Below are 25,457 nucleotides of genomic sequence, written 5' to 3'. Positions count from 1 at the left end.
TTTACTGTTTTATTGAAACAAACTAGCCATGCATCGTTTAACCACCCTATTATTTTTTACCATATTGTTCTTCACCCATCATGCATATTCCCAAAACACTGGCTGGGACAAGGTAGATAAGCAGCTATCGGAGGCAAGTAACGATTCGACCCGAATATTGGCGTATTATAAAGTTGCCTCAGAAATTTACCGCAGTAATCCCCAAGAAGCACAGGAAATCGTTTCCAAAGGATTGAGTCTCATCAGTGAAAAAAAATTCGAACCTTTGCAAATTGATTTATTAAATCTACAAGGTGTTATATATCTGAAGTTAAATAACTTTGATGAAAGCATAAAAACACACTTTAAAGTACTCAAAAAGCGGGAAGAACGCAACGACAGGAAAGGGATGATGCTCTCTTTCCTGAATATAGGCAATGTATTCAACAAGAGTTATGACCCCGATCAGGCCTTAAAGTATTACCAGCGTGCACTAGATCTCTCCAAAGAGCTGCGTGATACAAGAAACCGAGCCAATATCTCAACCAATATCGGAAATATATATGCCCAAAATGCATTGAATGGAGGAAAGAAGCAAGATGTAACCAAAGCCATCGATTATTTGGTAAAAACGGTTGAATTCTGCAAAGCAAATGCGCCTGAAGTTGATCTTTTCAATACCTATATTCTATTAAGCTATCTCTATCTCAAGGCAGATAAGCTTGAATGGAGTACCTATTATACCGACCTCGCGATAGACATCACCACCAAGAAAGAAGATCCTGTTGGCGAAAGTTATGCCCGTATCAACCGCGCGAATATTTATGTCAAAGAAAAGCGGTTTGATCTGGCGGCAAAAGAAGTAACCCTTATCAAGCGCATTATCGCCAAAAGCGGTTTCACCAACTTAACGGAAGACCTTCAGGGAGATTTTGACAAGATAGCTAAAGCGATCAAAGCACAGGATGAGCATTTAATTCTCAGCGATCAGGATAGCTCAGATCGCAAATTTCATGAAGATGCAGAAGTCCTCCGCGTAAGGATTCGGGAAGAACTTCGGGAAAAATATGAAAGCGAAAAGAAGGAGCTTGAAAATAAAAATCTGTTATTAAAAAACGCGAATGTAAAGCGTGAAGCCCATTGGATAAAGCTGATCGGGTTATTGACCTTTTTTGTTCTCCTAATATTTTTGGTGATGATCATTTTGCTGATCAAAAAGAATAGATTATTACATCAGGAGAAATTGAAAGTAGATGAACAGGCGACGGAAATCAAGCAGCAACACGCCGAATTGGTCCAGGCAGATCGCTTTCGGGCCAGTATCTTTTCTGTCGTGTCGCATGATTTGCGAAGCCCTTTATCTTCATTTCAGGCCTTACTCTCCGTTTCAAAAATCGTTGACCTACCAGCGCATGAAATTAAAAGTATGTTGATCACTATTGGCAATCAGCTTACTGCTGTATCCAAAATGCTCGATAGTTTGCTTGTATGGTCTTCACAACAAATGGCTAATGAGAAGCTTGATATACAGGAAATCTTTCCCTATCAAATTATTAAAGACTGCGAGAGTCTTTTCATGGATCGAATAAACTTGAAAAAGTTATATATAGACATCAAAATTTCTCCAAACTTATCCATCCATAGTGACCTTAAACGATTTGAATTTATCATCCGAAATATTTTTAACAACGCCATCAAGTTTAGCTTTAGTGGTAAAGCCATTATTTTTGAACAACATGAAACCGATAGCAAAATCCTTATTTCAATAACAGACCAGGGCGTAGGCATGGATGAAACAAAAATTAGGACACTGAAAGGTATGCAACAGCAACATAGTCTTGATGGGACCCTCGAGGAAAAAGGAAATGGTATAGGTTTAATGTTATGTCACGAATTTGCAAACCGAATAAAATGTTCTATAACGATTGAAAGTCGTATTGGATTCGGGAGTACTTTCACGATCCATATTCCAAGATAAACAAAGTTTTTCCTTAAGATCGACTAAAAAAATAGAACCCCAGGGTCTATATTAATTAGAAATTAATGATTTTATATTTGACGTAAGAATGCGAAATTTCGCATGGGCTATATTATAATACATTCTAACCTTTTACATCATGAGAAAACTCATATTTATTTTATTTATCGCGACCTCATTTACCTTTATACGCTGTGGGTCTAATGAAAATGCTGTCTTCCAGGAAGATGATATGCTCACTGAGACATCTTGGCTTCGCAAAGACATGGATGCAGAAATTATTTACGGTGGAGGTGATAATTATCTTCGGATTAACTTCAAAAAAAGTAATAATTATGAAATTGTGCAGCTAAAGGGAGAACGTATTACTGGTCTTAAAGAGGAAGGTACGTATACCCTCACCGACAATAAAGATCTTGTGATTACTACAACAAAAAATCAGCAAAAGCTATCCCTACGTTATGTGCTGGTAAACGATAGGACACTTAACCGGGTTAATGAAAAAGGGGAAGTGCTCAGCAATGCCTATGAAGCTTATATAAAGCAATAAAGAGAGAGCAATTTATGATTTTATAATCCGTTTCAAATACTCTCCATACCCCGACTTACAGAGCGGGGCTGAAATTTTTAGCAATTGTTGTCCATCAATGTAGCCCATTCTGTAAGCGACCTCTTCAATTGCTCCTATTTTCATCCCTTGCCGCTCCTCAATCACTTGTACAAATTGTCCTGCCTGCATGAGCGACTGTATCGTTCCTGTATCCAGCCAAGCTGTACCACGATCAAAAATACCGACCTTCAATTTACCACGGCGAAGATACTCTTTATTGATATCTGTGATCTCCAGTTCACCGCGAGGAGAAGGCTCTATGTTCTTGGCGATAGTAACCACTTCGTTGTCATAAAAATAAACTCCGGGCACAGCGTAATTCGACTTTGGCGATTGTGGCTTTTCCTCAATCGAAATAACATTATTTGTTTCATCAAATTCGACCACACCATAACGCTCCGGATCCTGTACAGGATATGCAAAAACAACACCTCCATCGGGATCAGCACAAGACTGTAAAAGCTTCGATAAACCCGATCCATAGAAAATATTGTCTCCGAGAATAAGGGCCACCTTATCATCGCCAATAAATTCCTCGCCCAATAAAAATGCTTGCGCCAATCCGTCGGGACTTGGTTGCTCTTTATATTCAAATCGACACCCCAATTGTGACCCATCGCCCAGTAATTTCCTAAAATTCGGAAGATCCTGAGGCGTCGATATAATCAAAATCTCACGTATCCCGGCCAGCATCAAGGTTGACAGCGGGTAATAGATCATCGGCTTATCATATACAGGCATCAGCTGTTTGCTTACTGCCAACGTAAGTGGATGTAGTCGTGTTCCTGAGCCTCCTGCCAATATAATTCCTTTCATAGTACTCATATTTTGATTATTCTTAATTTTTAAACTCTTCGGCTAGCATTTTAGCCAGACTTATCTCCCAACTGGGTACCTCAACTGCAAAAATAGCCTTGATCTTCGACTTATCGAGTAAGGAATACTTTGGCCTGCGTGCAGGTGTCGGGTAGGCACTTGTGGGAATCGGTTTTACTTCACAATCGAACGAACGGAAATCACGTATCGCTACAGCAAAGTCGTACCAAGAAATCTCACCTTCATTGCTATAATGATAAATACCGCCCTCCCATTTAGAAGAATCCACTATTTTTACGATTGCCAAGGCCAGATCCTTCGCATAGGTAGGGCTTCCAATTTGATCGTTAATGACACCTACTTCCTTACGCTCATCCATTAAACGACACATGGTCTTAACAAAATTTTTGCCGTAGGTGGAATAAACCCAAGAGGTACGTATGATGATGGCGTCGGGGCACCATTTCTGAATTACCTGTTCTCCCGCCAGTTTCGTTTGACCATATACATTGATGGGGGCAGTTTCGGCAGTTTCTGTTAAAGCAGTAGCCGAAGATCCATCAAAAACATAATCTGTCGAAATAGTGATTAGACGTGTACCATGTAGATGACAGTATTGTGCGATCTCTTCACAAGATGCGTGGTTCACCAAATCAGCATTTACCTGATCCTCCTCAGCCTTATCGACAGCCGTATAAGCTCCTGCATGAATAATAAGATCTGGCTCATACATCGCCAAAATTTGCTGTATGATTTGAATTTGATCCAATGGTAATTGTTTTCGATCCAGAAAATAACACTCCTTTTCGATATTATCCAGCAAAAGATCTTTTAGTTCTGAGCCAAGTTGTCCTGAAGCTCCGGTTATAACAATCCGCATATCCTATCATATTAATCTCAAACGTAACCCTTCAAAGGATTGTGCCTCCTGATCCTTTTGGGAGAGAATCATTCGTTCGGCAGGAATTTGCCAGTCAATCGAAAGTTCCAGATCCAACGGGTTTACCCCATCTTCCGACTCTTTATGATAGTTGTTGTCACATTTATAGAAAAAGACCGCATGTTCGGACAATACAGAAAAGCCATGCAAAAAGCCTCTAGGCACAAATAATTGTTTTTTATTTTCAGCAGAAAGTTCAATGCCAATATATTGTCCAAAGGTAGGTGATCCCGGACGAACATCAACAGCGACATCCCATACGCTACCTTCCACAACACGGACCAATTTTGCCTGTGCATGCTCTCCAACTTGCATATGCAAGCCACGCACCACACCAAACTGTGATTTGGATTGATTATCCTGCACAAAGTGTGGTGTATAACCGAGAATCGCCTTTAGTTTCGTTTCATTAAATGATTCAAAAAAATAACCTCTTTCATCTTCAAATACGGTCGGTTCGAGTATAAAACAGCCCTTTAATTTAGTTTCCGTATACGTCATTCTTATGCATCTTTATATTGATTGTCGTAATAGTTTTTATAATCCCCAGAGGTCACATGCGCCAACCACTCCTGATTGGATAAGAACCAGTCTATTGTCCGTGACAAACCTTCTTCAAAAGTTACGGAAGGCTTCCAGCCCAACTCCTTATTGATCTTCGTTGCATCAATTGCATAACGCAAATCATGGCCTGGTCGGTCCTTAACAAAAGTAATCAATTGTGCCGAAGAGCCTTTTTCACGCCCCAGTTTCTCATCCATTTGTTTGCACAGCTCTTTGATCAGGTCTATATTTTGCCACTCATTAAATCCACCAACATTATAGGAGCCCCCATTTTTACCTTCATGAAAAACGAGATCGATGGCTTTTGCATGATCAATGACATATAACCAATCGCGGGTATATTTTCCATCACCATAAACAGGTAGTGATTTATTATTCAAAATATTATGAATACACAACGGAATCAATTTCTCGGGGAAATGATTCGGTCCATAATTGTTGGAGCAGTTTGTCAAAACAATGGGCAAGCCGTAGGTATCGTGGTAAGCCCGCACAAAATGATCAGAACTTGCTTTGGAAGCTGAATACGGTGAGTGCGGATCATATTTTGTTTCTTCGGTAAAAAAACCCGTATCACCGAGCGCGCCAAACACCTCATCTGTTGACACGTGATGAAAACGTTTTCCTTCCAAATTATCCTTCCAGATTATCCGGGCGGCGTTCAATAAATTGACCGTTCCAATTACGTTGGTCATGACGAAAGCCATTGGGTCGACAATTGAGCGGTCGACATGGGACTCCGCCGCCAAATGAATAATACCATCGGGCTGATATTCTTGAAAAATTGCCGAGACAGCCTGCTGATCGGTAATATCCGCCTTAACAAAGGTATAATTAGGAAAATGTTCGATATCTTTTAAATTCTCCAGATTACCAGCATAGGTCAAAGCGTCCAGATTAACAATCTGATATTCGGGATACTTTAACACAAACTCACGTACCACATGTGAGCCTATAAAGCCAGCCCCACCCGTAATTAAAATTGTTTTATTCATATATTAACTATAGACTCGTTTAGACCATTGGTCTACGAATGATGAATGCATCAAATAATTCGCTAAAATACAAAAAAAGCCTTCCATAAGAAGGCCTTTCATTTCTTTATATTGTTAATTATATAAAAACTTTTCTGCTTATAATACATTCTTTACTAAAGAATAAACTGGCACCTCTGCCGGCGCCTCATCCAGCATTTCTATTTCTTCCTTCCCCTCCTGTGTATCCAGCACCTCATATTCTGAATTTTGAGATTTAAACTCTGGTACAATCTGCTTCATTCCGGCAACAAGCGCCATAAAATCTGGCAATTGTTTATCCGCATCCAAAATCTGCTGGCAAATCGAATTAATACGCTCTGCCTTAAGCGACAATTCATCATGATTTACTTTTGCGATCATAATCTTTGGATGGTGGGTCTTCACCGTATTCTCATTATTTGCCAACAATTCCTCATAAATTTTCTCGCCCGGACGTAATCCAACAATTTTAATATCAATATCTTCCGGGTAGCGATAACCTTTCAATTTGATCATGCGTTTTGCCAGATCAATAATCTTAACAGATTTTCCCATATCGAACACAAAGATCTCGCCTCCTTTTCCCATCACACCGGCCTCCTGAACCAATTGACACGCTTCGGGTATCGTCATAAAGAAACGGGTAATTTCAGGATGGGTCAGGGTCAGCGGACCACCATCAGCCATCTGTTTCTCAAAGAGCGGAATAACCGAACCGTTTGAACCCAGTACATTTCCAAAACGTGTAATGATAAAACTGGTAGTTGATTTACCACTGCAGCTACTGACATAGATTTCAGCCATGCGTTTTGTTGCCCCCATGACATTCGTTGGATTTACAGCTTTATCCGTCGATACCATCACCATCTTTTTAGTGCCATAGTGCATACAAAGATCAGCCACATTTTTGCTACCCAATACATTTGTCTGAATAGACTCGTACGGGTTTGCCTCCATTAAAGGAACGTGCTTATAAGCTGCTGCATGAAATACCAAATCGGGCTTGTATTGCGCAAATATCTGCTGCATAAAGGCATAGTTACGCACATCACCTACCACGCAGTGCATCTGCTCAGGTTGTGTAGTCTTAATCGATTGTTGGATATCATATAGCGCTGATTCGGCTTGATCTAACAAAATCAAGGTCTTATAGTGACGTCTGGCAATTTGGCGGGCCAGCTCCGAACCGATAGATCCAGCAGCACCGGTCACCAGGATCACTTTTCCTTGCATCTCTTCTTCGATCTCGGGGTGATCCAATTTGATTGGCTTGCGTCCCAATAAATCTTCAATCTTCAATGGCCTGATTTCACGTTTGGCACCTGAATTAAGTAAAATCCGGGCCGAAGGCATAATCTTCAATTCCAGTCCAATATTTTGGAACCAATCCGACACATATTCCAATCGTTCGGGATCGTTGTTTTCAACAGCAATAATAACTTGGGAAATCTGATTTTTTTCAACAAATTCTTTTGATATTTCTGTAATATCACGAATTTTCAATCCTGCAAGACGCTTGCCAATACGCGAGATCTTATCTTCCACAAAAGCGACAACCTGATATTTGATACGCTGATCTTCTTTTAACAAGGAATAAGAAACCAAACCTGGGCGTGAGGCACCGAATATCAGTACATTTTCACCTTTTCTCGCCGGTAAAAAGAGATACTCATAGATGGTGCGATAAACGACCCGTGCGCCTACCATAATAACCAATAAAATACAAGCCTGCATGGTCAAAACGCCATAGGATAAGCGAAGATAATCACCTGCCACCGTACCTTTCTCAAAAACAGCCTTGATCAAAAATGTGAGCACCATTAAAATCACATAGGATGAAGCCACTGTTTTAAAGATTTTGATCGTATCACGAATCCCAGTTTGTCTTACAATACCCTTAAATGTATTGTAACAAAGAAAAGCAATAAGATAAATAGGAAGTACCAGAACCACCTTTTTCAACATCAAAGCTACGTCAAATACTCCCCTGAAGTTGTTAACAACATAATTTGAAAACACATAACTCGCAAACACAAACCACATATCGATCAATAAAATAACCCATCGCGGATTGTCCTTTCGAAGCCGTCGTCTTAAATCTCCCAGAGAACCCATCATAAATTCCACTTTTTTATTTTTATTTTTTTATAATACTTTATTAGGTTTTTGTCTTAACCCCAGTATATATGGCTTTTGCAATAATTGTAAGAGAACGCCAAGATACTTAAAATTTAACAAGCAATTAAACAATCTCCTAAAATATCAATAACAAAAACCTATTCTTTGCTATTTGTCCACTATGGGGGGACAAGCAAGTATTATACCGAAACTGTTACAAAGGCAAATTAAAATATAAAAACATAAACAAAATTACTTGCAAGCTTGTTCCGCCCAAGAATGCTTTACTCAAGCTATACATCCATTCCGATAAACAAAAAAACTGGCATATTGTTTGTAAAGTTCTTTTAGGGATATGAATTTCAGATCTAAATGCCAGCATCATCATATATTAAGCACCAACAAAAGCACATATCCAAAATTTAACTTAGTATTTTAAACATTTCATTATGGGCTTCTTCAGCAATCTGTTCGGTACCAACAAAAAATCATCTATTAGACCTCTGGCACAACTTGAGTTTTTGGAGGTGGACATGCACAACCACCTATTGCCTGCTATTGATGATGGAAGCAGTTCGGTACAAAATTCGCTTGCTTATATTGATGGGCTGCAACGTTTGGGATTGAAGAAGTTTATTTGCACTCCTCATATTATGGCTGGCGTTCATCCGAATACCAAATCAAGTATAGAAGAAGCACATATTAATCTTGAAAGTGGCCTTAAGAATATCGGCAGCAAGGTTGAAATTTTTGCAGCTGCTGAACACATGATTGATGACGGACTTTCGGATCTTGTCCGAGATAATGAGCTTTGTGTTATACCCGGAGGCTATGTTCTTATTGAAATGTCTTATTTATCCGAATCAAAGGCCCTTTTCCACACCATATTGGATATTCAGAAGTTGGGCTATAAACCTATTCTTGCGCATCCCGAAAGATATAATTATTATCATGGTAATTTTAACATCTATAAGCAGATTAAAGATGCAGGCTGTTTGCTCCAGCTGAATCTGCTATCCATCAGCCGTTATTATGGTGTCGACGTCAAAGCTATCGCAATGACTTTATTGAAATCAGGTATGTATGATTTTGTGGGCACTGACCTTCACCATGAAAAACACCTCAAAGCCCTTACGGATATTGCTGAAAAATATCCCGTACGAGAAATGTTAAAAACATCCCCCATTTTGAACCAGTCACTATTAGATCATATCAGCGATGTCAAGTCTCAGCATATCGCCGGATAGGAAACTTATTGTCCAAAGCGCTTGACATTGACCTTTTTTGACTTCACTTTTAAAACAAAAGGCTCAAGGACCAAGTCTGCATCAAGTTTCACCGTTCCCGATTGTGCCTCTTGATCTGTAAATACGTTTACCGGGAAGCTCGCATTATCCAAATAGAAACTATAGGTACCCTCTGGTAGACCAAACTCAAAATGTCCATCCTTATCAGTATACATTTCGATGATCCTTCCGTTCCTGTCTTTTGCCAACACTTTGTAAATATCTAAATTCAGATCAGTCTCCAAGCTAAGTCCTTGGGTATACTCGACACGAACAGCTCCCTTCACCATTCCACCGCGCTGGAGCGGAACCTGGATTTCTAGATTTGCCTGCTGTATCGCGATCTCCTTCGAAACCGCCATATACTGTCCCTGCTTTGGCGAAAAAAACAAGTATGATCCATATGGTAATTTTTTAAAGGAAGCATATCCTGCTTTATCCGTTACAAACAAAACCCCTTTTACCGTAAAGCTATGGTCAACCATCGGAATATCCCCTTGATCAAATATTCCATTAAAATTTCTATCATAAAAACAGAAGACACGTAAATTCCCGGTCTTGATTGCTGGTCGATCAAGATTTGATCCTTTTAAGTTTTGCCGAACACCAATCCGTAAATTATTAAAATCATAGTCATATCCTGTTTTCATGACACTATAATTGTATTGAAAAAGACCTGTAAGTAAGGTGTTTTTCAGTACACGGTAATTCACACTCGCGTTCCCCCCAAAACTATTTCCATAACTGCTACTCAGATTCGCCCGGGCATTGGCCGTCCACTGTAATCTCTCCTGAAACAACGTACCACTTACACGGGGTCCTAAAGAAAAACGGTTTCCAAACGAACGTCCTATTAATAGTGCACTCACCAGATCCGAAATCTGAAAGGCACCCTGCTGGTAAGAAGCAGAAAGTCCCAGACTCTTATAATTGTAATTTACATCTGTCCGTACCGCAAAAAGTCCAGTAGCTTGATCGGTCATTGACACAAGCCCCGTCTCAGTGGTTACGTTCAGGTTGTGCTGTAGGTTACGCGACCGCACATTCACAGTTGACAATAGGCGCCATGAGGTTGACTTCAGTTCACGGGTACCTGCAGCAAACATATAGGTTCCAATCTCGCGATTATAGTTTGGCAATACGGATAGCGTCACAAATGAACTCAGAGGCATATACATACTTAAATCCCAGCGGGAAGATTGGCTTGCGTAATTGAGAAAATGTGTATTTAGATAACTTGGGTTATACCGGTAAAAGGTATAACTTAGTGCAGCCGATAACTTACCCCAATTTCGATTTAAACGTTCAACAAACTGTAAAGAACCGCGACGATTACCTGTATAATAAGGGGAACTATAGAAATTATCGGAGCTAAAACTCCATTTGGCAAAACGCTGGTCCATTCGCACGCCCAAAGCCCATGAAGGCATAGATGAATCCCGTCCTATTTGTCGACCGTTTTGGCTTTGAAGTCCAGCGGCAACAAAACCGCGCAGCACCGTGTTGCCGGCATATTTTTGTTTCAGAAAGTCAAAGTTATTTGTCCACAGCATACTGCTGGTGCTATCCAGCCCGTTACGATCATAGAAAAGTTGTCCCTCATAGCGACGTTGCTCGGGCTTATTTTCCGCCAGCACGATTTTCCCGAAAACAGTATAACCGGGATCTGTTGCGGTATACTCCAACAAGTCTACCGAACGCTGTAAAACGCCAACCGTATAATTGGCTGCCCGAGCGGTATCAATATGGTCAAATTTAATTCCCCTACCATAAGCCGACGCCTCCATGCTTTCCTGTAGATTTCCAACCGTGTAGGTATTGTTCCCTTTCTGGAAGGCCGCATAGGTATTGCTTAACGTAGGCCGGTCCATTCCACCGGTTTTGGTCAGGTAAGCACTATATCGAATCTGTCCATTGGCCAGACGATACTCCCCCTCCGACCTTAAATAGTAGGACTTTTGTTCGCCAAGCAGGTTATCTAACTGCAAATCAAAAAAATTACGCGAGTATGCAGCCAAATTACCCCGATTGTCAAATAATTGCTGATAATTTCGATCTGCTGCAATATTGGACAATAGTACCGATAGATTTCCAAACACATCGCCGTTATCGTATAGCCCAGTGATATTGATCGTGTATTGCGCCCTGTTTAACATATATTTCTCCACAGCAAAACGGAGTATGAAAAGCGTATCACGTCCAGCTGGAAGGAAAAGGCTCTGTTCCTTAAATTTGGTATTGCCGATTCGATCGGGAGAGGAAAACAGGATTTTGATCTCTTCGTCCGTTGTACCATTATTTATCACCCGTGTCCGGATAAAGATGGAGTCACCCACGTGCTTCAGATACTGCGGTTCCGAAACATCCTGCAAGATCACTGCTTTTTTGGGTGGCACATCGATAGCCATTATCTTGTTGTCAACTATATGCCCCTGTGGATCCCGAAGCTGAACAACTACTGCCTGCCCCCTGAGCTGTGCAGGTGTCTGACTTTGTAAACGTTGGGTAATAAAGCGTTTTTTCCCCGCGGATACGGTAAACGCTAAACGATCCGAACCAAGAGCGCGTAAACCTTGAGGCAACACCAAATTGATTTCTCCAGTAAAAACCTTTTCACTCGTGTTGACCAGCTGCAGATCAATACTGTTGAGACCTGCTTCCAAACGCAGCTGATCAGGCAAAATCAGGTACACAGGTTTTTCCTGCTGTGCACAAACGAACCTGATCAGCAGCAATAACAGCACGAAGACTGTAAATCTAATCTTATGATAAGAGCATTTAAACACGCGATGGGGATCAAACTATTGTGGAATCAATAAATAGAGGAGAGAAACACTATAGCTTCCTGATTTAGCAGCCGACACCTGATCAGCCGTCAGATTCGCTTTATACTCCACATTAAAGGTTTGCGCTTGCTTTTTATCCACCGAAGCCGCAGATACAGCAACTTGTTCCTGTGTCGTTAAAATTACTTTGGGGTTGGATCTTATCTTGTTTATTCCCGTTCCTGCAGTTAATTGAAGTGACAGTGTCGACAGCGGTAGTGTTCCGCCACCATTGCGAACAAGCTCACTATCAATCGACTTAACACGGAGCTCGTAGTCCGTTATTGAATTCACGCGGATTGCATTTGCAACCAACGAACTTACTCCCTGCATGTAGTCTTTTTGTGTCGAAAACTGCAAGGTGGCATTAGCGGCATCCGCGGCAATCTCCAAGCTATAATCAGGCTCCATATCGACCATCCCACCGTCACTGAGACGCGGCGGCAATTGCATTTCATAATTAATCTCCTGCGTCCCCAGCACTTTTCCGCTTTCACTATACAGGGTAAACAACAGAGGAACGCGGTACTTCAGGTACGTATATTGATCAGGACTTAGATAGTCGTCCAGGTATTTACCTTGCGCAACAGTCAGCGCACTATAAAGTTGGTATTGCTGGTAATAGTTTCCATTGGAGCTAATGGGTTGTTTCGCCCGGTTAATCAGCAGCACATCGTTACTATTTTGCAAAATAATCGGCGTGCGGCTTGCGCCGATACCATCAAGGCGAAAATTCGCTTCATTGTTGTCTCCGGTCCAGCGCAGACTGATCTTGTCGACCGGAAATGTATTGCCACTGCGATTCTTCCCACCGGCAATGGTCCGTATTGGAGCTAGTAGACGCACGGCGAGCGACCAATTTTTCTCGTATACATTGAGACCATTCAGATCAAATTGAAAAACATTGAATCGATCTGGCGTTGTTTTGCCCAAGTAGGACGTCACTTCGAAATAGTTATCCGACCAGACCGAAAACCGCAATTGCGCAACAAGGGGCATGGCTGAAAACAAGCCCCAAATCAAGAGTACTACTATTTTAGTTCTTTGCCACATGTTTAAATTCCAATTCCGCGATCTTCACCACATCTTGATCGCCATAAAATGCCAATACTGAAACGAGGTAATTCCCAGATTTCAACGATTTGGGAATTGCAATATATTGTTTACGCTTATCTCCGGGCAAGCAGTAAAAATTAAGATTGTCCACCACCTCCTTTTCGCCAGTTTCCTGATTTAAAAACTCGGCACGCAACCTTCCTTCCAGCCAAATATTTCCGGTCACATCGTAACTGACCTCCAGAAACTGTCCAACAGAATCCACATCTTTATAAACCAGATTCGTAATTTCAAGATCTGGCGTTTCCCTTCCATTGAAACGATGATACACCTTTACACCCGAGCGTACCGCCAAACGGATATTAGCCCCTTCCTGTTTTTCTCTTGCTCTCGGGTTCATCTGCGTCACAAAGAGCATTGCGGTATGAACGGGTACTTCGGCAGTAAATTTTGCATCCTTAGGCACCTGCATATTCAGTTGCAATCGCTTTGATTCCCCAGGTTTAAGTGAAAAATACGATTCAGACACCGACAGCCATTTTGCACAGCTAGTTGGAAGTGTCCCTTTTGGACTCAGTTCATTATCACCAACAGTCGAATAAGACCAATCTTCAAAAGAAACACCCAATTCGAGTGTATAATCTTTACTGGGATTTGTTACGTCAACATACTGCGTTTGCGCCTGTCCGGCATCGCCCACAAAATACAACCTGGGCGGGCCAACGGTCAATCCTGTTTGAGCAAAAGCTATTGATGACGTAAACAGCAAGAAAAATGAGGTAATCAGGTTTTTCATAAAAATACAATTTGGTATAAAAATACATAAAAAAGCAGGTATCTTCCGATACCTGCATCTATATGATTTTCATAGGATAGTATAGATCTATTAGTTTGCTGCGATAGTGTAAACCACATCGATGGTATATTTTGCGATCGTGTTTCTATCGCCATTTTTACCCAATAATTCAGTAACAGCTGTTTCATTAAGTGGTTTACCAATATATTTTACATCCAATTCATTGTTCAGTACAGAAGAACCTGCATTGCTATTTTCACCTATAGGACCAAAATCCATATTAATATCTGTACTAACGCTCTTACCCCCCACTTGAATTTCTAATAATTTCTTTGCATCATATACTGTAGCGCCCGCACCAGCTGTCTTTGTAAAATTAGGAGAAGACAATGTAGCTTTTACTCTGTAACCAGAGCCTACCGAAGACACTTTCAACTGTTTTAAAACACTCTTTTCAACCCCATTCGTATAGTCATTGATATTTTGATATTTTAACGTTACCTCGTCATCATAACCATCGGTTACTGCGCCATCGTTACCCGTTCCTTTACCACTACCGATTTCAATAGACTGAAAAGGCTTCAATTCCACATTCACTTTTACCTTTGCTTGTGATTGTGATTGAGCGTTTGCTGCAGTTACTGAACCAATGATTGCTGCTGCGAAGAAAATAATTTTTTTCATTTTGTAATTTTTATAATTTAATATGACTTATTCGTTATTATTTATCCTCTTTGGACAAAACAAAAGTACAGCAGGAAATGGAGCAAAAAATATGAATTTGAGCCCAAAAAGTATAAAAAAGGGAGTGCGTAAAATGTTGTAGCTGTACAGCTACAAAAGCTTGTAGCGCGACAACTACAGTGTATAGCAACTGAGGGGCAAGAAAGATGAGTTGAAGGAATATTATCTCGTTTCGATGCTATAAAGAACATCGTTTGTAAAGGTAACGGTATTGTTTTTCTCTACGTATTGCATTAAGCCGTCAGCTCCGGGACCAGTGTAGGTAACATCGAACAGTCCGTTGAGGGCGGGTGAATCTGAAGAAATGATCGTTTCCTTATTGGTAGAAAGGACACTACTAGCTGTATTTACGACTTGCCCTATATGAGTGGCAGTAGCTTTAACGCGAATCAATGGTGCGGGAATTTTTTCTGTCTGTGCCTGACCGAGCTTTATAAAATCTTGATTGGCCATTTTGACCTTCACCTCATAGCCCGACGTGCTAAATACCGAAAGATGTGCTTTTTGGATAGACTCAACGCCATTTTGATAATCGGCTAAGGTATGGTAGGCCAAGGTAACGATCGATTGATCTGGATTAATAACAAGATGCTGCACATCGTGGAGCTCAATATTCAATCTCACGCCAGTCTGTGCGAAGGCTGTACCTCCTAAAAGAACCAATCCCAAAAACAATATTCCCTTTTTCATAGCCTACTATCTTATCCTTACAATCGTATAAACCATCCATCATATTATGATAATCTGTCCTATAGCCTCATTTCTTATTGAATCTTTATCAATTTTGACGCCAAAAGAACGTGAATTTTCACCGCGTAAATATTTCATACGTTTTCGTTGCTTTACTATAAATATACCTTTTTTAAAAAAAAGAAAGAATAAGAACAATTCTTTTTAATAGGAAAACATGTAATATTTTTAATACAGAAAAGTTATTGCTGCCAACGCTTACGGTATTCTGTTGGTGTGAGGGATGTTTCTTTCAGAAAAAAGGTACTAAAGTTATTCACGTCTTTATAACCTAATTCCCAAGCTACTTGTTTGATACTGAGTGAAGATTCCACAAGAAGCTTCTTACTGACACGGAGCAATTCTTTGGTGATAAGTTCTTTGGGTGTGGTACCCAGGGTCTCCTTGGTGAGATTGGTCAATTTTTTACTTCCTATATTTAATTGATCCGCGTAGAAAGCAACCTGTTTTTCCTTTTTTACATGTTTTTCAACAAGCTCCTGAAAACGTCGCACCAATGATACTTCCGTCCACTGCCCCAGCAGTTCGCCCGATTGACGATCTTCTGCGTATATAGCCGCCAGAAGCACAATCTGTTTCACGATATTATGTGCCAAGTCCCGATAAATTGCCTGATTGTAATTCTGCTTGGAAAGCTTCAGCTGCATGCCGACAAATTCATAATAAGTTGCATACTCTTTGGGCACGCTGAGTACTCTATAGGTATATTCATTTTTGTTAAATGACTTGAAGTTGCGAAGGAAGGCGGTGTCGACTTCGGTACGTGCAAAAAAACTTTCCGAAAAATAGATAATCAAAAATGGGCGCTGTTCATTTGTGTTGGCTTCGATTTGTATCCCCCGCGGAATCAAAACTAGACTATATTCCTCAATCTCAGTGATCTGTTTATTGATCTGCATGCTACAGCCGCCACTTGACACAAAAAGAACGACATAGTTCTCTTTAGCCGTTGCGTCCCTAATTTCCAAAAAGTCCTGCTCTACACCAATTACCCGATGAACTCCAAATTCCATAATAATTATTTACCGCATGTAATGCCTGAAAAACATTTTACGTGCTTAGGCGTGAAGCAATTTAGCAAATAAATACCGAACATAAAAACAGGGCTTATATTGTATAAGCACCAATGATTACAATGATCCGGCAACTGATAGCCCCAGCAGAGGAGGATTTTTTTTCAAAAATAGTTTTTTTGCTTAAGATAATTGATCACCTGACTGGCTCCGGCAGGACTGAGATGATGCGTATCAAACATATAAGGTCCCCCCAAGCTATCGCTGTCATGCACCAATTCTTTCAGCTGATAAATAGCAATATAACGTCCCTTAGGAATGATTGTCTTTAAGTATGAATTTACCCGAGCACCAACAGGATTTACATAATGACTTTCATCCAATATTTTATTTGTTTTCATCTTCAAAGCAACTTTGTGGTATGGAAGCAAATATTCTTCTGTCTGTCCGATAAAATAATAGTCCAAGCCATACTGTTCAAAAATACTTAGCATCTGTCCGACGCCTTGTCTGATCTCCTCTTTTGTATAATTCATTCCTTCGTAATGATACATTAGCCAATGCACGGAAACAAAGATTTTGTCTATATGCTGGTAATTTTCAGGAAGGTACTTTTTATAAAAATAGCGCCATAAATCGACCGATTTGCCGTAGCCCCTAGGATTAGGAAAGGGAAAGGTAAGACTCAGACTAATCTCCTGTAATCTCTGGTTCTTATTTAACTCTTTTCGAAAAGCGGTCGAAAGCTCTGCCGCATGACTATCCCCCATTAATAAAATATTCTGTTTGGCAGAATCAATCGCCAAACACTGATCAGCATCAAAGAAATTGTAATTTTTACTATCTGTGATATAACAATTACAGGGATTTAGATGCGTATGCTCATCGTATTCAAAGTAATTGGCATATTCTGTACCGAGTAAACGAATCCGCCCCCATAAGGGCCATTCCGCACCAAGATACAACAAAACAGCCAATCCTGTCAAAGCAGGGAAAGCAATCCTCAAAGAACGCACGTTCACCTGTTCTTTATTTTTTTCAACCCAATAATAAGATAGCGAAGCGAGCACGACAGAAAGCAGCAGGGGCACGACTATACCGAATTTGTATGGAAATGCAAATTCATACTTTCTATATAAAACATAGACAGGCCAATGCCAGAGGTATAATGAATAGGAAATATTCCCCAAGAATTGAATACCACGATCACGGAGCCAGGCCAATTCCTGCGCCAACCCAAGAATAAGTGCCGTTGCCAAAGTCGGCAATAGCGCAAATAATGAGGGCCAGGCATATCTTCCCGAAGCTCCGATTATCGAACAGATCAATAGCATTAATAATCCATACAATAAAACAGAAGACACGCGATTCAAAGTCCCCCTAATTTCTTTCGTATATAAAAATGCGAGTCCGCCTAGCATAAACTCCCAACCTCGGGCCGGCATCAGGTAAAAGGCATAATCTGCTTTAGTCTTAAGCCAGTACATACATAAAAGGAAAGAAAGTAAGGTCAGTCCTACATAGATAAAACGGAATCGCAAAAATTTATATAGATATAACTTTCGAAGTGCAAGGAGTAGCAATGGATACAGCACATAAAATTGCATTTCCACCGCCAGGGTCCAGGTGTGAAGGAAAATATTGTCTATTGCATCCGGAGAAAAGTAAGCACCAGAACGAAAGGCATAATAGTTATTGGAGGAAAAGGATAACCCAAGACCGATATACTTGGCATTTAACCTAAGATCCGAAGTAAAGTAAAAAAAAGGGATAAACAGCAGCAGACAGGCACTTACCACTAACAGGGCCGGTACAATCCGTTTTATACGTTTTGTGATGAATTTCTTATAAGAAAAATCGCCTTTTCCCATACCTGAAAGCACGATCTGTGTCATTAGAAAACCCGAAATCACGAAAAAGATATCGACACCAATAAATCCACCTTTGAAACCTGGGATTTCATAATGGTATAGCAGTACAGCTAAAACAGCTATTGCTCTCAGTAGTCCAATATCGTAGCGAAAGGTCATTTTGGTCGATCCAATGTGATGGATCGTCTAATTTAGGAAAACATTCATAAAAAACCTGATGCAGCGATAGCATAGGCTGGAGGAGAAACAGAAAACGCATTCCCCAAACAGAGGAATGCGTTTTCACCAAATTTATTATCCAAATAAATTATAATTATTGCTTAGTTGAGAACTATTTTTTTACACAGCGCACTTGAACAGCATGACATTGACGACCTTCTTGTCCCAGTTTAAAATCAAAGTCCCAGGCCGGCTGCCCCTTTTGTCCTCCTATTTGCACATGCTCATAACCAGTCCCTGATGACACTAGATAATAACCTTGTGTGTTCATTGCACCAATGGTATTATTTCCGGCATATTCTCCACTCAGCAATAAAAACAGATATTTATCGCGATTTGTCACACCAGGATGCACTTGTGTACCAAAGAAAACACCCAGAGCAGAGCCAACATTAGGGGTATAGGTATCTACATACCTGGCAGCATTCCATGCAACTGGAACCCCAGGATTGTTAGTTCCTCCTTCTGCAGTACTTGATTGCAGTTGCAGGAATTCCGCTTTTTCAGGAAGTCTCCACGTATTGTTCGGAGCCACTAAAGCACAAGGGTCTTTCCCTGCTACGTTACGTTCTTCTGTAGGGCAATTATAAGTCCATGCATCAGTTGCATTTGGATCTGGAGGCAAGACTTTCGGACGCAAAAATCCAGCATAAAAATAATTACCTATACTATTGACACTTCCAAAACTATAAACCCCTGTCGACGGATTATATTCCAAATTGCCACTTGACCAAGTTTCCCCACCAATTTCAAAACCTTGTTTAGCTCCTAAATTCAGCTCCAATACATATTGAACACCTTTTTTCAAAGTCAATCCGGTTAATGACACATTTCCTGCTTTATTATTGATTGTTACATTCGCCAATTTCACTTCACCAGCACCATTTGAATTATCAACAGCGATCAATACTGGAGTGCTCGTCCAAGTCTGCGCTGCTGCCTGCGTTGGGAAAGTAAAGCCTTTTGCTGCAAGTTCAGCTCCAAAAGTTACAACTCCGGTCCCCTCATCGAATGTATAATTATAGTTTGGTTTAACTGTACTACCGCTGATAGCATTAATTGTACGGCCGCTACCTGCATCAAATTTTACTGTTACTTCTGTCAGCTTGTGTTTCAAAATAACGTTAAGTGTATTATTACCAGGAGTTACCGTTTGTTCAATTACTTGCGACAAGGGATCCTTATCTTCACCTGTCGCAGTGGGGTTGCCATATGCTGAGAAAACAAACTTATAGTTTCCGGGTTCAAGTTCAAACTGATTACTCTTAGTACTTAAACCGTTAACTGTCTGCACCAATATTTCATTACTCGCATCAATTTTTTTATACGCTCGGATGGTATAGTTACCATTGAAAGCTACAATCTCTCCAGATTCTGTTGAAGTTGTTGCCGCCTTGTTTGCCGCAGCGCGGAAACTCGTTCCAGCAGAAGCTTTCACTTCAGTCAAAGTAGCCCTTACAACAAGATCCTCACCAAATGGCACTGTTATTTGCTGCGCTACAGCAGTTGTGGCACTAGAACCACCAATGGATCCCTTGGCCAATTTCGAGCCATCTTCAGGTCCAATACCACCCAATTTAACATTGACAATTGCTTTTCCTGTTGATAGCTCAGCTGTATTATTGTCCTTTTGACAAGAAAAGATAAACATGGTCATCGCGGCCATGAGCGACAATAAGCTTTTAGTATTATTTAGTTTCATAACTAATTAGTTCGGTTAAAAAATAAATGTTAGTCCCAATAATCATTCACCACCTCATGAGACTGCGTTTCTCTGCTTTCCCATTGCTTACTTGCCCCAGGGTCTACCGAAGCAGCCGCGATGCCATATTCCAATTCAACTTTCTGTACATGTAGGCTAGGCGCCTCATAAACCATTTTGCTATATGAAATAGCGAAGTTTTCTTTGTTCATTTTCATTTTTTTGTATTTTAAAATATGCTAATATTTATTTAATCAAGTGATTATATCACATTTATAAATCATTCGTATACTACTGATAAAGAGTTTATTAAAGAAAATAAATATGGCTATCCTTTTCAGATGTTTAAACGAAAGTAGATAATATTTGGGTTTTGAGATAAGATTTTAACAGGTGTTTATTTTCTTGTAGCTAATCAACTACAAAAACCACATGATAAAATCAATTACATGACATTTAAATGAGAAAACACACTCTTATTACTGAAATTTTGGTTGAAAAATTTAATATATAAAATGGTAGATTACATGACTATTAAAAGACCGGATCGTTAGGTTAAATAAGAAATAGAAATAGTAATAAATAGGATCAAAAGACACCCAAAAGAAAAAAAAAGTAGGCATAATATGCTATATAATTGCATTTCAAACCATTAGCCAACCGACCTTCCTTAACTGCATCTATTACCTAAAACATATAAAGAAGGGGAAGAAAGAACCATTACGAATTGAAATTCCAAAGAGCTGTGAATTTTATGTGTGGTTTTACCAATATAGTTGTCAATACAATTTTCCTAAAAATGAAAACATTCTAAAATTAAAATAGCACACAATAAAAACTTGAATTAAGAATGTATATTTAACCAAAACACGCAAATAATTACATACAACACCTAAAAATAAACACAGGCAACGAATCGTAAAAAATACTAGATAATAAAATGATTAACAAACAAATATATATCCAATATATTATATTAAAAAATTTAAAAATGCAAACAGAACATAGCACATAAATTAAGCGCAAATCGGAGGAAAACACCTATGTTTAAACATTTTAATTATAAAACCACAATAAGCCTAAAAAAAATTATAGAAAACAAAAACAAACTCAAATTAACTTTGTTAGATAATTATTCGGAAAACACTATGCCAGCGCTACACATTAAACTATGGATGCTTAACGCAATTTAAAAGCATATTGAATCGACAAAAAAGTTAAAATTATTATAATAAAGAAATTCCTTTTATTATGAACTTAATATTATTCTAAAAAAAGTTTTATATTTTTTTTTTGCACAAGTTGATATTGAGTCGTAATATTACAATATAATTCATAAAAGTATTGCTAACCGCTAATAGCATAAAGTATTAACAATTAAATTAGAAACACAGAAACAGATAAATAAATCTCAAAACACATTCGTGAGCACAGCATTACTTGTCTATACGCAAAGACAACGCTGTTCAGCAACGATTGTATTTTTGAACATAAAAAAGGGTTAAAATTGTCCATTAAATTTAAACCCCACGTTGGCAACGACGTGGATTATCCAAATAATATTATCATGAATAAGAACGCAAAAAAAATGTACGTTGCTCCGTCCATCAAGGAGCACGTAGTAGAACTGGAGCAAGGCATTGCTGCAGGTTCAGGAGGAGGAACAGGATCAACTTCAAGTAATCCTGGTATTGACGATTGGACTAATGACACTGGGGGCTCACAAAACGGAAGCCTATAATTGACTACAAATCCAGAAAATTATGAAAATATTCAATATTAAAAACTCGAATTGGGTTATAGCTATGTCGCTATTAGCCCTTGGCACTGTAGCAACAGTAAGCTGTTCCAAGTCTGAAAGTAAACAAGAAATCATAGATGAACAAGGAACAAAACTAATTGTAAAAGTAAGCGGCATTGCCGATGAGCAATCATCCATCAACACAAAAGGAAGCATAACTGCAGCCACAACAAAAGCGCCCAAGATTGTCACTTACCCCGAATTTGACGCAACGGTTAGTATTGACAACGAACTACCAGCAAGTCCTATAGCTAAAATCACTCAAGGTGGTAATTTTAATTTGTCATCTAACATTTCGAGCTCAGGTGCAAAAGCGGAAAATATGACTAACCTAGTCAAATATCGTCTCTTTATCTTTAAACAAGATGGAACCTTCGTTAGTTCAGAATCAATGACTGCTGGTAGTGCTGGCTCTATTGCATTGAGTCCTGGCACTTACAAATGGGCGGCTTTATCGTATAACGATGAGAATACGGTAGACGACCTTACCGTTGGGGGGAGCACAGATATCGTACTACCAAGCGGGAAAGATGTCCTATACGCAAATGGCGATGTAACAATTGCCAACGGAAACAGTTCTAGCATCAATATCACGTTTAAACGCAAATACTCTCGTCTTGGTATCGAATTAAACACCATGGGAATGTTTGCGGATATGGTAAATGCAAATGTCGTGGTATCCGGACTTTCGGTAACGAAAGCCACCATCCAAATGTTCGATGGCGGATTGAAAGATTTCGTCAGCGATCCGCAAACGATTAATTACGCAAGTTTCTCCAATGTTGATCCATCGTATGGTGACGCTAAAATTGCATATATCTATACTGCCAATAACGCTCAATCTGAAGTTAAGGTTGCAGTTTCCAACCTGACAATCAAACTCGATGATAGCAGTGATCGTAATTTTACACAAACGGCTAATTTCACTTTCCCGATTACACCTGTAATGGGTAAAAGCTATCGTTTGTTAACTAATTTAATAGAATCTCCGGTACAAATTAAGACAAATGGAGCACAATGGGCTAGGCACAACTTATATTATATAAGCAATAATCCACACAATCCTTATCGCTTCCATCATACGAATAAAGCATCTACAGATAGAGGAACATATTTTTCATTCAAAGCACTAACGTCAAGTAATTTTGGTGTAAATTCTGATGCATGTGCGCAAGTTTATCCTGCTGGAACATGGAAAGTAGCTAGTTCGGAGAATTATGGTGAAATTTCGGGACCTTACACTTTATTATTGGGGTATCTTAATCAGTTAACCCCTACAAAAGGAACTAATTTCTACGAATATGCTGGTCTCAGCACGAATACAGGAGCTCCTTATGAGAGTAAAAATTTACGTTTCTATATGAATGGAGGAGGTACATCACTCGGTTTAGTAAGTGGCATTATCAGTCTAAACCTAGGTAACAATGGCTCAAGAATTGAACAATGGACAGAAACTGCAGGGCTTGACCTTTTAGGTCTAGCCTCACTAGGAGCCGTGTCATTTGAAGGTTACAATGCAGCAGTTGGAGGAGCTGCAACTTCGGTAAGACAAACTAATCTCCTAAATGTAAGTGCAGTTGGGATAGACGTATTGGAAACAAGATTCAAAAACGTGCGTTGCGTACGCCAATAAGACAGTTTTATACAACAACAAACTTTACAAGCGGCTTGATTTACATCAAGCCGCTTTTTTTATAAAAATTTTGTAGCTCCCCATCTACCTTTTACAATTTTACACGACTACGGAAAATTTTCATATTGTAAGTTTCATATTATTTTTGTTATTTTCGCCCCATCAGGTCATTTTTTTTGCGTTCGACTTGATAATATTAATGGATATAATGGGGCGAAGGCGTTCGCCCCATTTATTTTTTTCGAATCATCACCGACGATCTTCTTCAAATTTCAAAAAATAATGAACAAGGTCTTTATTCGACCTTACAATTGATAAATTAACCGCCAAAACGAGCTAAGAGCCTTTTCATGCCCGCTAATTGGCAGTCCCACCGCCATACCAATAGCCAATCGGTTGCTAAGCCCCAGCTTGACCTGCGGGTGCAGGACAGTCTCAATGCCCTCAGAAGAAATTTCCTGATTGACCTCAATACCGATAAAGTGATCTGTCTGCGGTATGGTATAATGAAATGAGGTATTCACCTGCCACATCATATCCATTCTGGATGAAGCATAATGATACGCCAATTCTGGACCTGTATAAACCAATGCATGCCAATTACTGTTCCAGTTTTTGGCAGCAATAAAGAATGGGTTAAAAGCTGTACCCCCATCGACAAAATTAAAGATCTGCGTATATCCAACAGCTAAAGTCGTTGCATGTTTTTTGGAAACATAAAAAGAATATTGCGAAGATAAACGCAACCTTTCCAATTGATTGCTGGAAGACTCATTGGCGATGCGGCTCTTTGAATATGCAAAATCTGTCTCCGCTTCCAATCCCAATCGATCTATAGGCGCAAATTCATATTCCATGAGATAGCCAAATTCATCTGCCGAATGTGTTCTTTTAATATCAGCGCCGACATTAAATTCCTTCTCCCCTTTCCGCGCACCAAGATCCCGGACAAGATCATTATATAACGGTTCGGCATGATGTACTTTATCTGGTAGGGATTTATTTTCTTGTGCTAGAGCGACGATAGAACAAGTTATAGCACATATAAATAAACATGCGCGCAAGCACCGAGAAGTAAGTTTATTGTTTTCCATATCACAAACCTCCGTCTGAAATATGGAAAGATTTGGGAATGATAAAAAAGACCAATACCCTTTAAAGACAATATTTGCCCAGTAGTTAGCAAAAATAAGGAACTATAAGCGTTGAAAAACATCAATTTGTTCCTTCGGCCTTTCGATCTAATTTTTCTATTTCAAGTAAGAAAATTTAAAAAACACACTCAAAATCATTGTATTTAAAGTTGTAACAAACTTGAAACAATATTTTCACAACATAGATCGTTATCATATTATCTAAACCAAAACGAATATATGCAGCCACATGTGTCCTAAATAAATTTTAGGATTGGATTTCTGTGGTACAGGCATAGCTTTTTTCATCATTTCGATATTGACCCCTATTTTTCAATCTGCGAAGATCTTTAGCTGTCCCTTTTTTCCTTTTATAGGCGGCCTGAAAAAGGGATCATCTATCCATTGCCAGATGTTTATTTTCACGAAGATATTCATTCTGATGAATGCGACCAGATTGGACAGGTTCCAGTCATATTTGGCCTTTTTTTGCAAGTATTTTAACAGTAATATGCCAATGAGTGAAGTCCAGATCTGGATCATCACTGCATTTTCAGAAGTCCCTATGAATGTCGATACTTTTAAGCGCTGCTTTAGATGCTTGAAG

General features: G+C 39.5%; 20 protein-coding genes and 1 pseudogene. 5 read left to right on the top strand and 16 right to left on the bottom strand.

All coding sequences use genetic code 11. From position 1 onward, the window contains the following. Nucleotides 1-28 precede the first annotated feature (28 nt). Complete coding sequence (locus tag IQ31_RS24920; RefSeq protein ID WP_145330902.1) at nt 29-1,957, top strand: tetratricopeptide repeat-containing sensor histidine kinase; 1,929 nt, start codon at nt 29-31, stop codon at nt 1,955-1,957. A gap of 139 nt (nt 1,958-2,096) precedes the next feature. Then, nucleotides 2,097-2,507, top strand: coding sequence for a hypothetical protein (locus IQ31_RS24915; protein WP_145330900.1), 411 nt, complete (start codon nt 2,097-2,099; stop codon nt 2,505-2,507). A gap of 12 nt (nt 2,508-2,519) precedes the next feature. Here the strand turns inward: IQ31_RS24915 and rfbA are convergent, their stop codons facing one another. The 5 genes from rfbA to IQ31_RS24890 all read right to left on the bottom strand — a co-directional run bounded on the left by rfbA (nt 2,520) and on the right by IQ31_RS24890 (nt 8,021). Continuing rightward, the gene (gene rfbA / locus IQ31_RS24910; protein ID WP_145330898.1) at nt 2,520-3,383 is read right to left on the bottom strand and encodes a glucose-1-phosphate thymidylyltransferase RfbA; all 864 of its coding nucleotides are present in this window, start codon (nt 3,381-3,383) and stop codon (nt 2,520-2,522) included. 22 nt (nt 3,384-3,405) lie between these two features. Continuing rightward, nucleotides 3,406-4,263 (bottom strand): dTDP-4-dehydrorhamnose reductase, encoded by an 858-nt coding sequence (rfbD, locus tag IQ31_RS24905; protein WP_145330896.1) that lies wholly within the window; start codon nt 4,261-4,263, stop codon nt 3,406-3,408. 6 nt (nt 4,264-4,269) lie between these two features. Beyond that, complete coding sequence (gene rfbC, locus IQ31_RS24900) at nt 4,270-4,824, bottom strand: dTDP-4-dehydrorhamnose 3,5-epimerase (protein ID WP_145330894.1); 555 nt, start codon at nt 4,822-4,824, stop codon at nt 4,270-4,272. Between the two features lie 2 nt (nt 4,825-4,826). Next, entirely contained in the window at nt 4,827-5,882 is a 1,056-nt protein-coding gene (gene rfbB, locus IQ31_RS24895; RefSeq protein WP_145330892.1) for a dTDP-glucose 4,6-dehydratase, read from the bottom strand. Nucleotides 5,883-6,020: 138 nt separating this feature from the next. Continuing rightward, nucleotides 6,021-8,021, bottom strand: a complete 2,001-nt coding sequence (locus IQ31_RS24890; protein ID WP_244294575.1) for a polysaccharide biosynthesis protein — start codon at nt 8,019-8,021, stop codon at nt 6,021-6,023. 449 nt (nt 8,022-8,470) lie between these two features. Between IQ31_RS24890 and IQ31_RS24885 the strand changes: the two genes are divergently transcribed. Continuing rightward, on the top strand, nt 8,471-9,268 hold the full coding sequence (locus IQ31_RS24885; RefSeq protein WP_244294574.1) for a tyrosine-protein phosphatase: 798 nt from the start codon (nt 8,471-8,473) through the stop codon (nt 9,266-9,268). A 5-nt stretch (nt 9,269-9,273) separates the two neighbouring features. Here the strand turns inward: IQ31_RS24885 and IQ31_RS24880 are convergent, their stop codons facing one another. The 9 genes from IQ31_RS24880 to IQ31_RS24840 form a co-directional block, all read right to left on the bottom strand. Then, a complete protein-coding gene (locus IQ31_RS24880) occupies nt 9,274-12,000 on the bottom strand; it encodes an MSCRAMM family protein (protein ID WP_145330890.1) in 2,727 nt (908 codons plus the stop codon). A gap of 108 nt (nt 12,001-12,108) precedes the next feature. Further along, nucleotides 12,109-13,185, bottom strand: coding sequence for a hypothetical protein (locus tag IQ31_RS24875; protein WP_145330889.1), 1,077 nt, complete (start codon nt 13,183-13,185; stop codon nt 12,109-12,111). Further along, complete coding sequence (locus tag IQ31_RS24870; protein WP_145330887.1) at nt 13,169-13,984, bottom strand: fimbrial biogenesis chaperone; 816 nt, start codon at nt 13,982-13,984, stop codon at nt 13,169-13,171. Before IQ31_RS24870 ends, IQ31_RS24875 begins: the two co-directional genes overlap by 17 nt. Nucleotides 13,985-14,074: 90 nt before the next feature. Beyond that, the gene (locus IQ31_RS24865) at nt 14,075-14,668 is read right to left on the bottom strand and encodes a hypothetical protein (RefSeq protein WP_145330885.1); all 594 of its coding nucleotides are present in this window, start codon (nt 14,666-14,668) and stop codon (nt 14,075-14,077) included. Between the two features lie 222 nt (nt 14,669-14,890). Further along, the gene (locus IQ31_RS24860) at nt 14,891-15,418 is read right to left on the bottom strand and encodes a hypothetical protein (RefSeq protein WP_145330883.1); all 528 of its coding nucleotides are present in this window, start codon (nt 15,416-15,418) and stop codon (nt 14,891-14,893) included. 242 nt (nt 15,419-15,660) lie between these two features. Beyond that, the gene (locus IQ31_RS24855; RefSeq protein WP_145330881.1) at nt 15,661-16,491 is read right to left on the bottom strand and encodes a helix-turn-helix domain-containing protein; all 831 of its coding nucleotides are present in this window, start codon (nt 16,489-16,491) and stop codon (nt 15,661-15,663) included. A 164-nt stretch (nt 16,492-16,655) separates the two neighbouring features. Further along, nucleotides 16,656-18,521 (bottom strand): acyltransferase family protein, encoded by a 1,866-nt coding sequence (locus tag IQ31_RS24850; RefSeq protein ID WP_145330879.1) that lies wholly within the window; start codon nt 18,519-18,521, stop codon nt 16,656-16,658. A gap of 172 nt (nt 18,522-18,693) precedes the next feature. Then, nucleotides 18,694-20,283 carry a hypothetical protein gene (locus IQ31_RS24845; RefSeq protein WP_145330877.1) on the bottom strand — a complete coding sequence of 530 codons (1,590 nt, stop codon included), beginning with the start codon at nt 20,281-20,283 and terminating at the stop codon, nt 18,694-18,696. Nucleotides 20,284-20,312: 29 nt separating this feature from the next. Beyond that, the gene (locus tag IQ31_RS24840) at nt 20,313-20,501 is read right to left on the bottom strand and encodes a hypothetical protein (RefSeq protein ID WP_145330875.1); all 189 of its coding nucleotides are present in this window, start codon (nt 20,499-20,501) and stop codon (nt 20,313-20,315) included. Between the two features lie 1,349 nt (nt 20,502-21,850). On the opposite strand from IQ31_RS24840, the gene IQ31_RS27550 reads away from it, so the two are divergent. Next, the gene (locus tag IQ31_RS27550; RefSeq protein WP_167512275.1) at nt 21,851-22,024 is read left to right on the top strand and encodes a hypothetical protein; all 174 of its coding nucleotides are present in this window, start codon (nt 21,851-21,853) and stop codon (nt 22,022-22,024) included. 22 nt (nt 22,025-22,046) lie between these two features. After that, nucleotides 22,047-23,717 (top strand): hypothetical protein, encoded by a 1,671-nt coding sequence (locus tag IQ31_RS24835; RefSeq protein ID WP_145330873.1) that lies wholly within the window; start codon nt 22,047-22,049, stop codon nt 23,715-23,717. 305 nt (nt 23,718-24,022) lie between these two features. Here the strand turns inward: IQ31_RS24835 and IQ31_RS24830 are convergent, their stop codons facing one another. Both IQ31_RS24830 and IQ31_RS27475 read right to left on the bottom strand, forming a co-directional pair. Then, the gene (locus IQ31_RS24830; RefSeq protein WP_145330871.1) at nt 24,023-24,811 is read right to left on the bottom strand and encodes an HAEPLYID family protein; all 789 of its coding nucleotides are present in this window, start codon (nt 24,809-24,811) and stop codon (nt 24,023-24,025) included. 372 nt (nt 24,812-25,183) lie between these two features. Continuing rightward, nucleotides 25,184-25,457, bottom strand: a pseudogene (locus IQ31_RS27475) (IS4 family transposase); the annotation flags it as partial.

The organism is Sphingobacterium siyangense, assembly GCF_007830445.1.
Lineage (GTDB): Bacteria > Bacteroidota > Bacteroidia > Sphingobacteriales > Sphingobacteriaceae > Sphingobacterium > Sphingobacterium siyangense.
Note: the sequence above shows the minus strand (reverse complement) of the source record. Positions and strands in the feature narration are given on the sequence as shown.

Bases quoted from the DNA above. Each gene is read 5' to 3' on its own strand.
- IQ31_RS24920 (WP_145330902.1), top strand. From the start codon at position 29: ATGCATCGTTTAACCACCCTATTATTTTTTACCATATTGTTCTTCACC.
- IQ31_RS24915 (WP_145330900.1), top strand. From the start codon at position 2,097: ATGAGAAAACTCATATTTATTTTATTTATCGCGACCTCATTTACCTTT.
- rfbA (WP_145330898.1), bottom strand. From the start codon at position 3,383: ATGAAAGGAATTATATTGGCAGGAGGCTCAGGAACACGACTACATCCA.
- rfbD (WP_145330896.1), bottom strand. From the start codon at position 4,263: ATGCGGATTGTTATAACCGGAGCTTCAGGACAACTTGGCTCAGAACTA.
- rfbC (WP_145330894.1), bottom strand. From the start codon at position 4,824: ATGACGTATACGGAAACTAAATTAAAGGGCTGTTTTATACTCGAACCG.
- rfbB (WP_145330892.1), bottom strand. From the start codon at position 5,882: ATGAATAAAACAATTTTAATTACGGGTGGGGCTGGCTTTATAGGCTCA.
- IQ31_RS24890 (WP_244294575.1), bottom strand. From the start codon at position 8,021: ATGATGGGTTCTCTGGGAGATTTAAGACGACGGCTTCGAAAGGACAAT.
- IQ31_RS24885 (WP_244294574.1), top strand. From the start codon at position 8,471: ATGGGCTTCTTCAGCAATCTGTTCGGTACCAACAAAAAATCATCTATT.
- IQ31_RS24875 (WP_145330889.1), bottom strand. From the start codon at position 13,185: ATGTGGCAAAGAACTAAAATAGTAGTACTCTTGATTTGGGGCTTGTTT.
- IQ31_RS24870 (WP_145330887.1), bottom strand. From the start codon at position 13,984: ATGAAAAACCTGATTACCTCATTTTTCTTGCTGTTTACGTCATCAATA.
- IQ31_RS24865 (WP_145330885.1), bottom strand. From the start codon at position 14,668: ATGAAAAAAATTATTTTCTTCGCAGCAGCAATCATTGGTTCAGTAACT.
- IQ31_RS24860 (WP_145330883.1), bottom strand. From the start codon at position 15,418: ATGAAAAAGGGAATATTGTTTTTGGGATTGGTTCTTTTAGGAGGTACA.
- IQ31_RS24855 (WP_145330881.1), bottom strand. From the start codon at position 16,491: ATGGAATTTGGAGTTCATCGGGTAATTGGTGTAGAGCAGGACTTTTTG.
- IQ31_RS24850 (WP_145330879.1), bottom strand. From the start codon at position 18,521: ATGACCTTTCGCTACGATATTGGACTACTGAGAGCAATAGCTGTTTTA.
- IQ31_RS24845 (WP_145330877.1), bottom strand. From the start codon at position 20,283: ATGAAACTAAATAATACTAAAAGCTTATTGTCGCTCATGGCCGCGATG.
- IQ31_RS24840 (WP_145330875.1), bottom strand. From the start codon at position 20,501: ATGAAAATGAACAAAGAAAACTTCGCTATTTCATATAGCAAAATGGTT.
- IQ31_RS27550 (WP_167512275.1), top strand. From the start codon at position 21,851: ATGAATAAGAACGCAAAAAAAATGTACGTTGCTCCGTCCATCAAGGAG.
- IQ31_RS24835 (WP_145330873.1), top strand. From the start codon at position 22,047: ATGAAAATATTCAATATTAAAAACTCGAATTGGGTTATAGCTATGTCG.
- IQ31_RS24830 (WP_145330871.1), bottom strand. From the start codon at position 24,811: ATGGAAAACAATAAACTTACTTCTCGGTGCTTGCGCGCATGTTTATTT.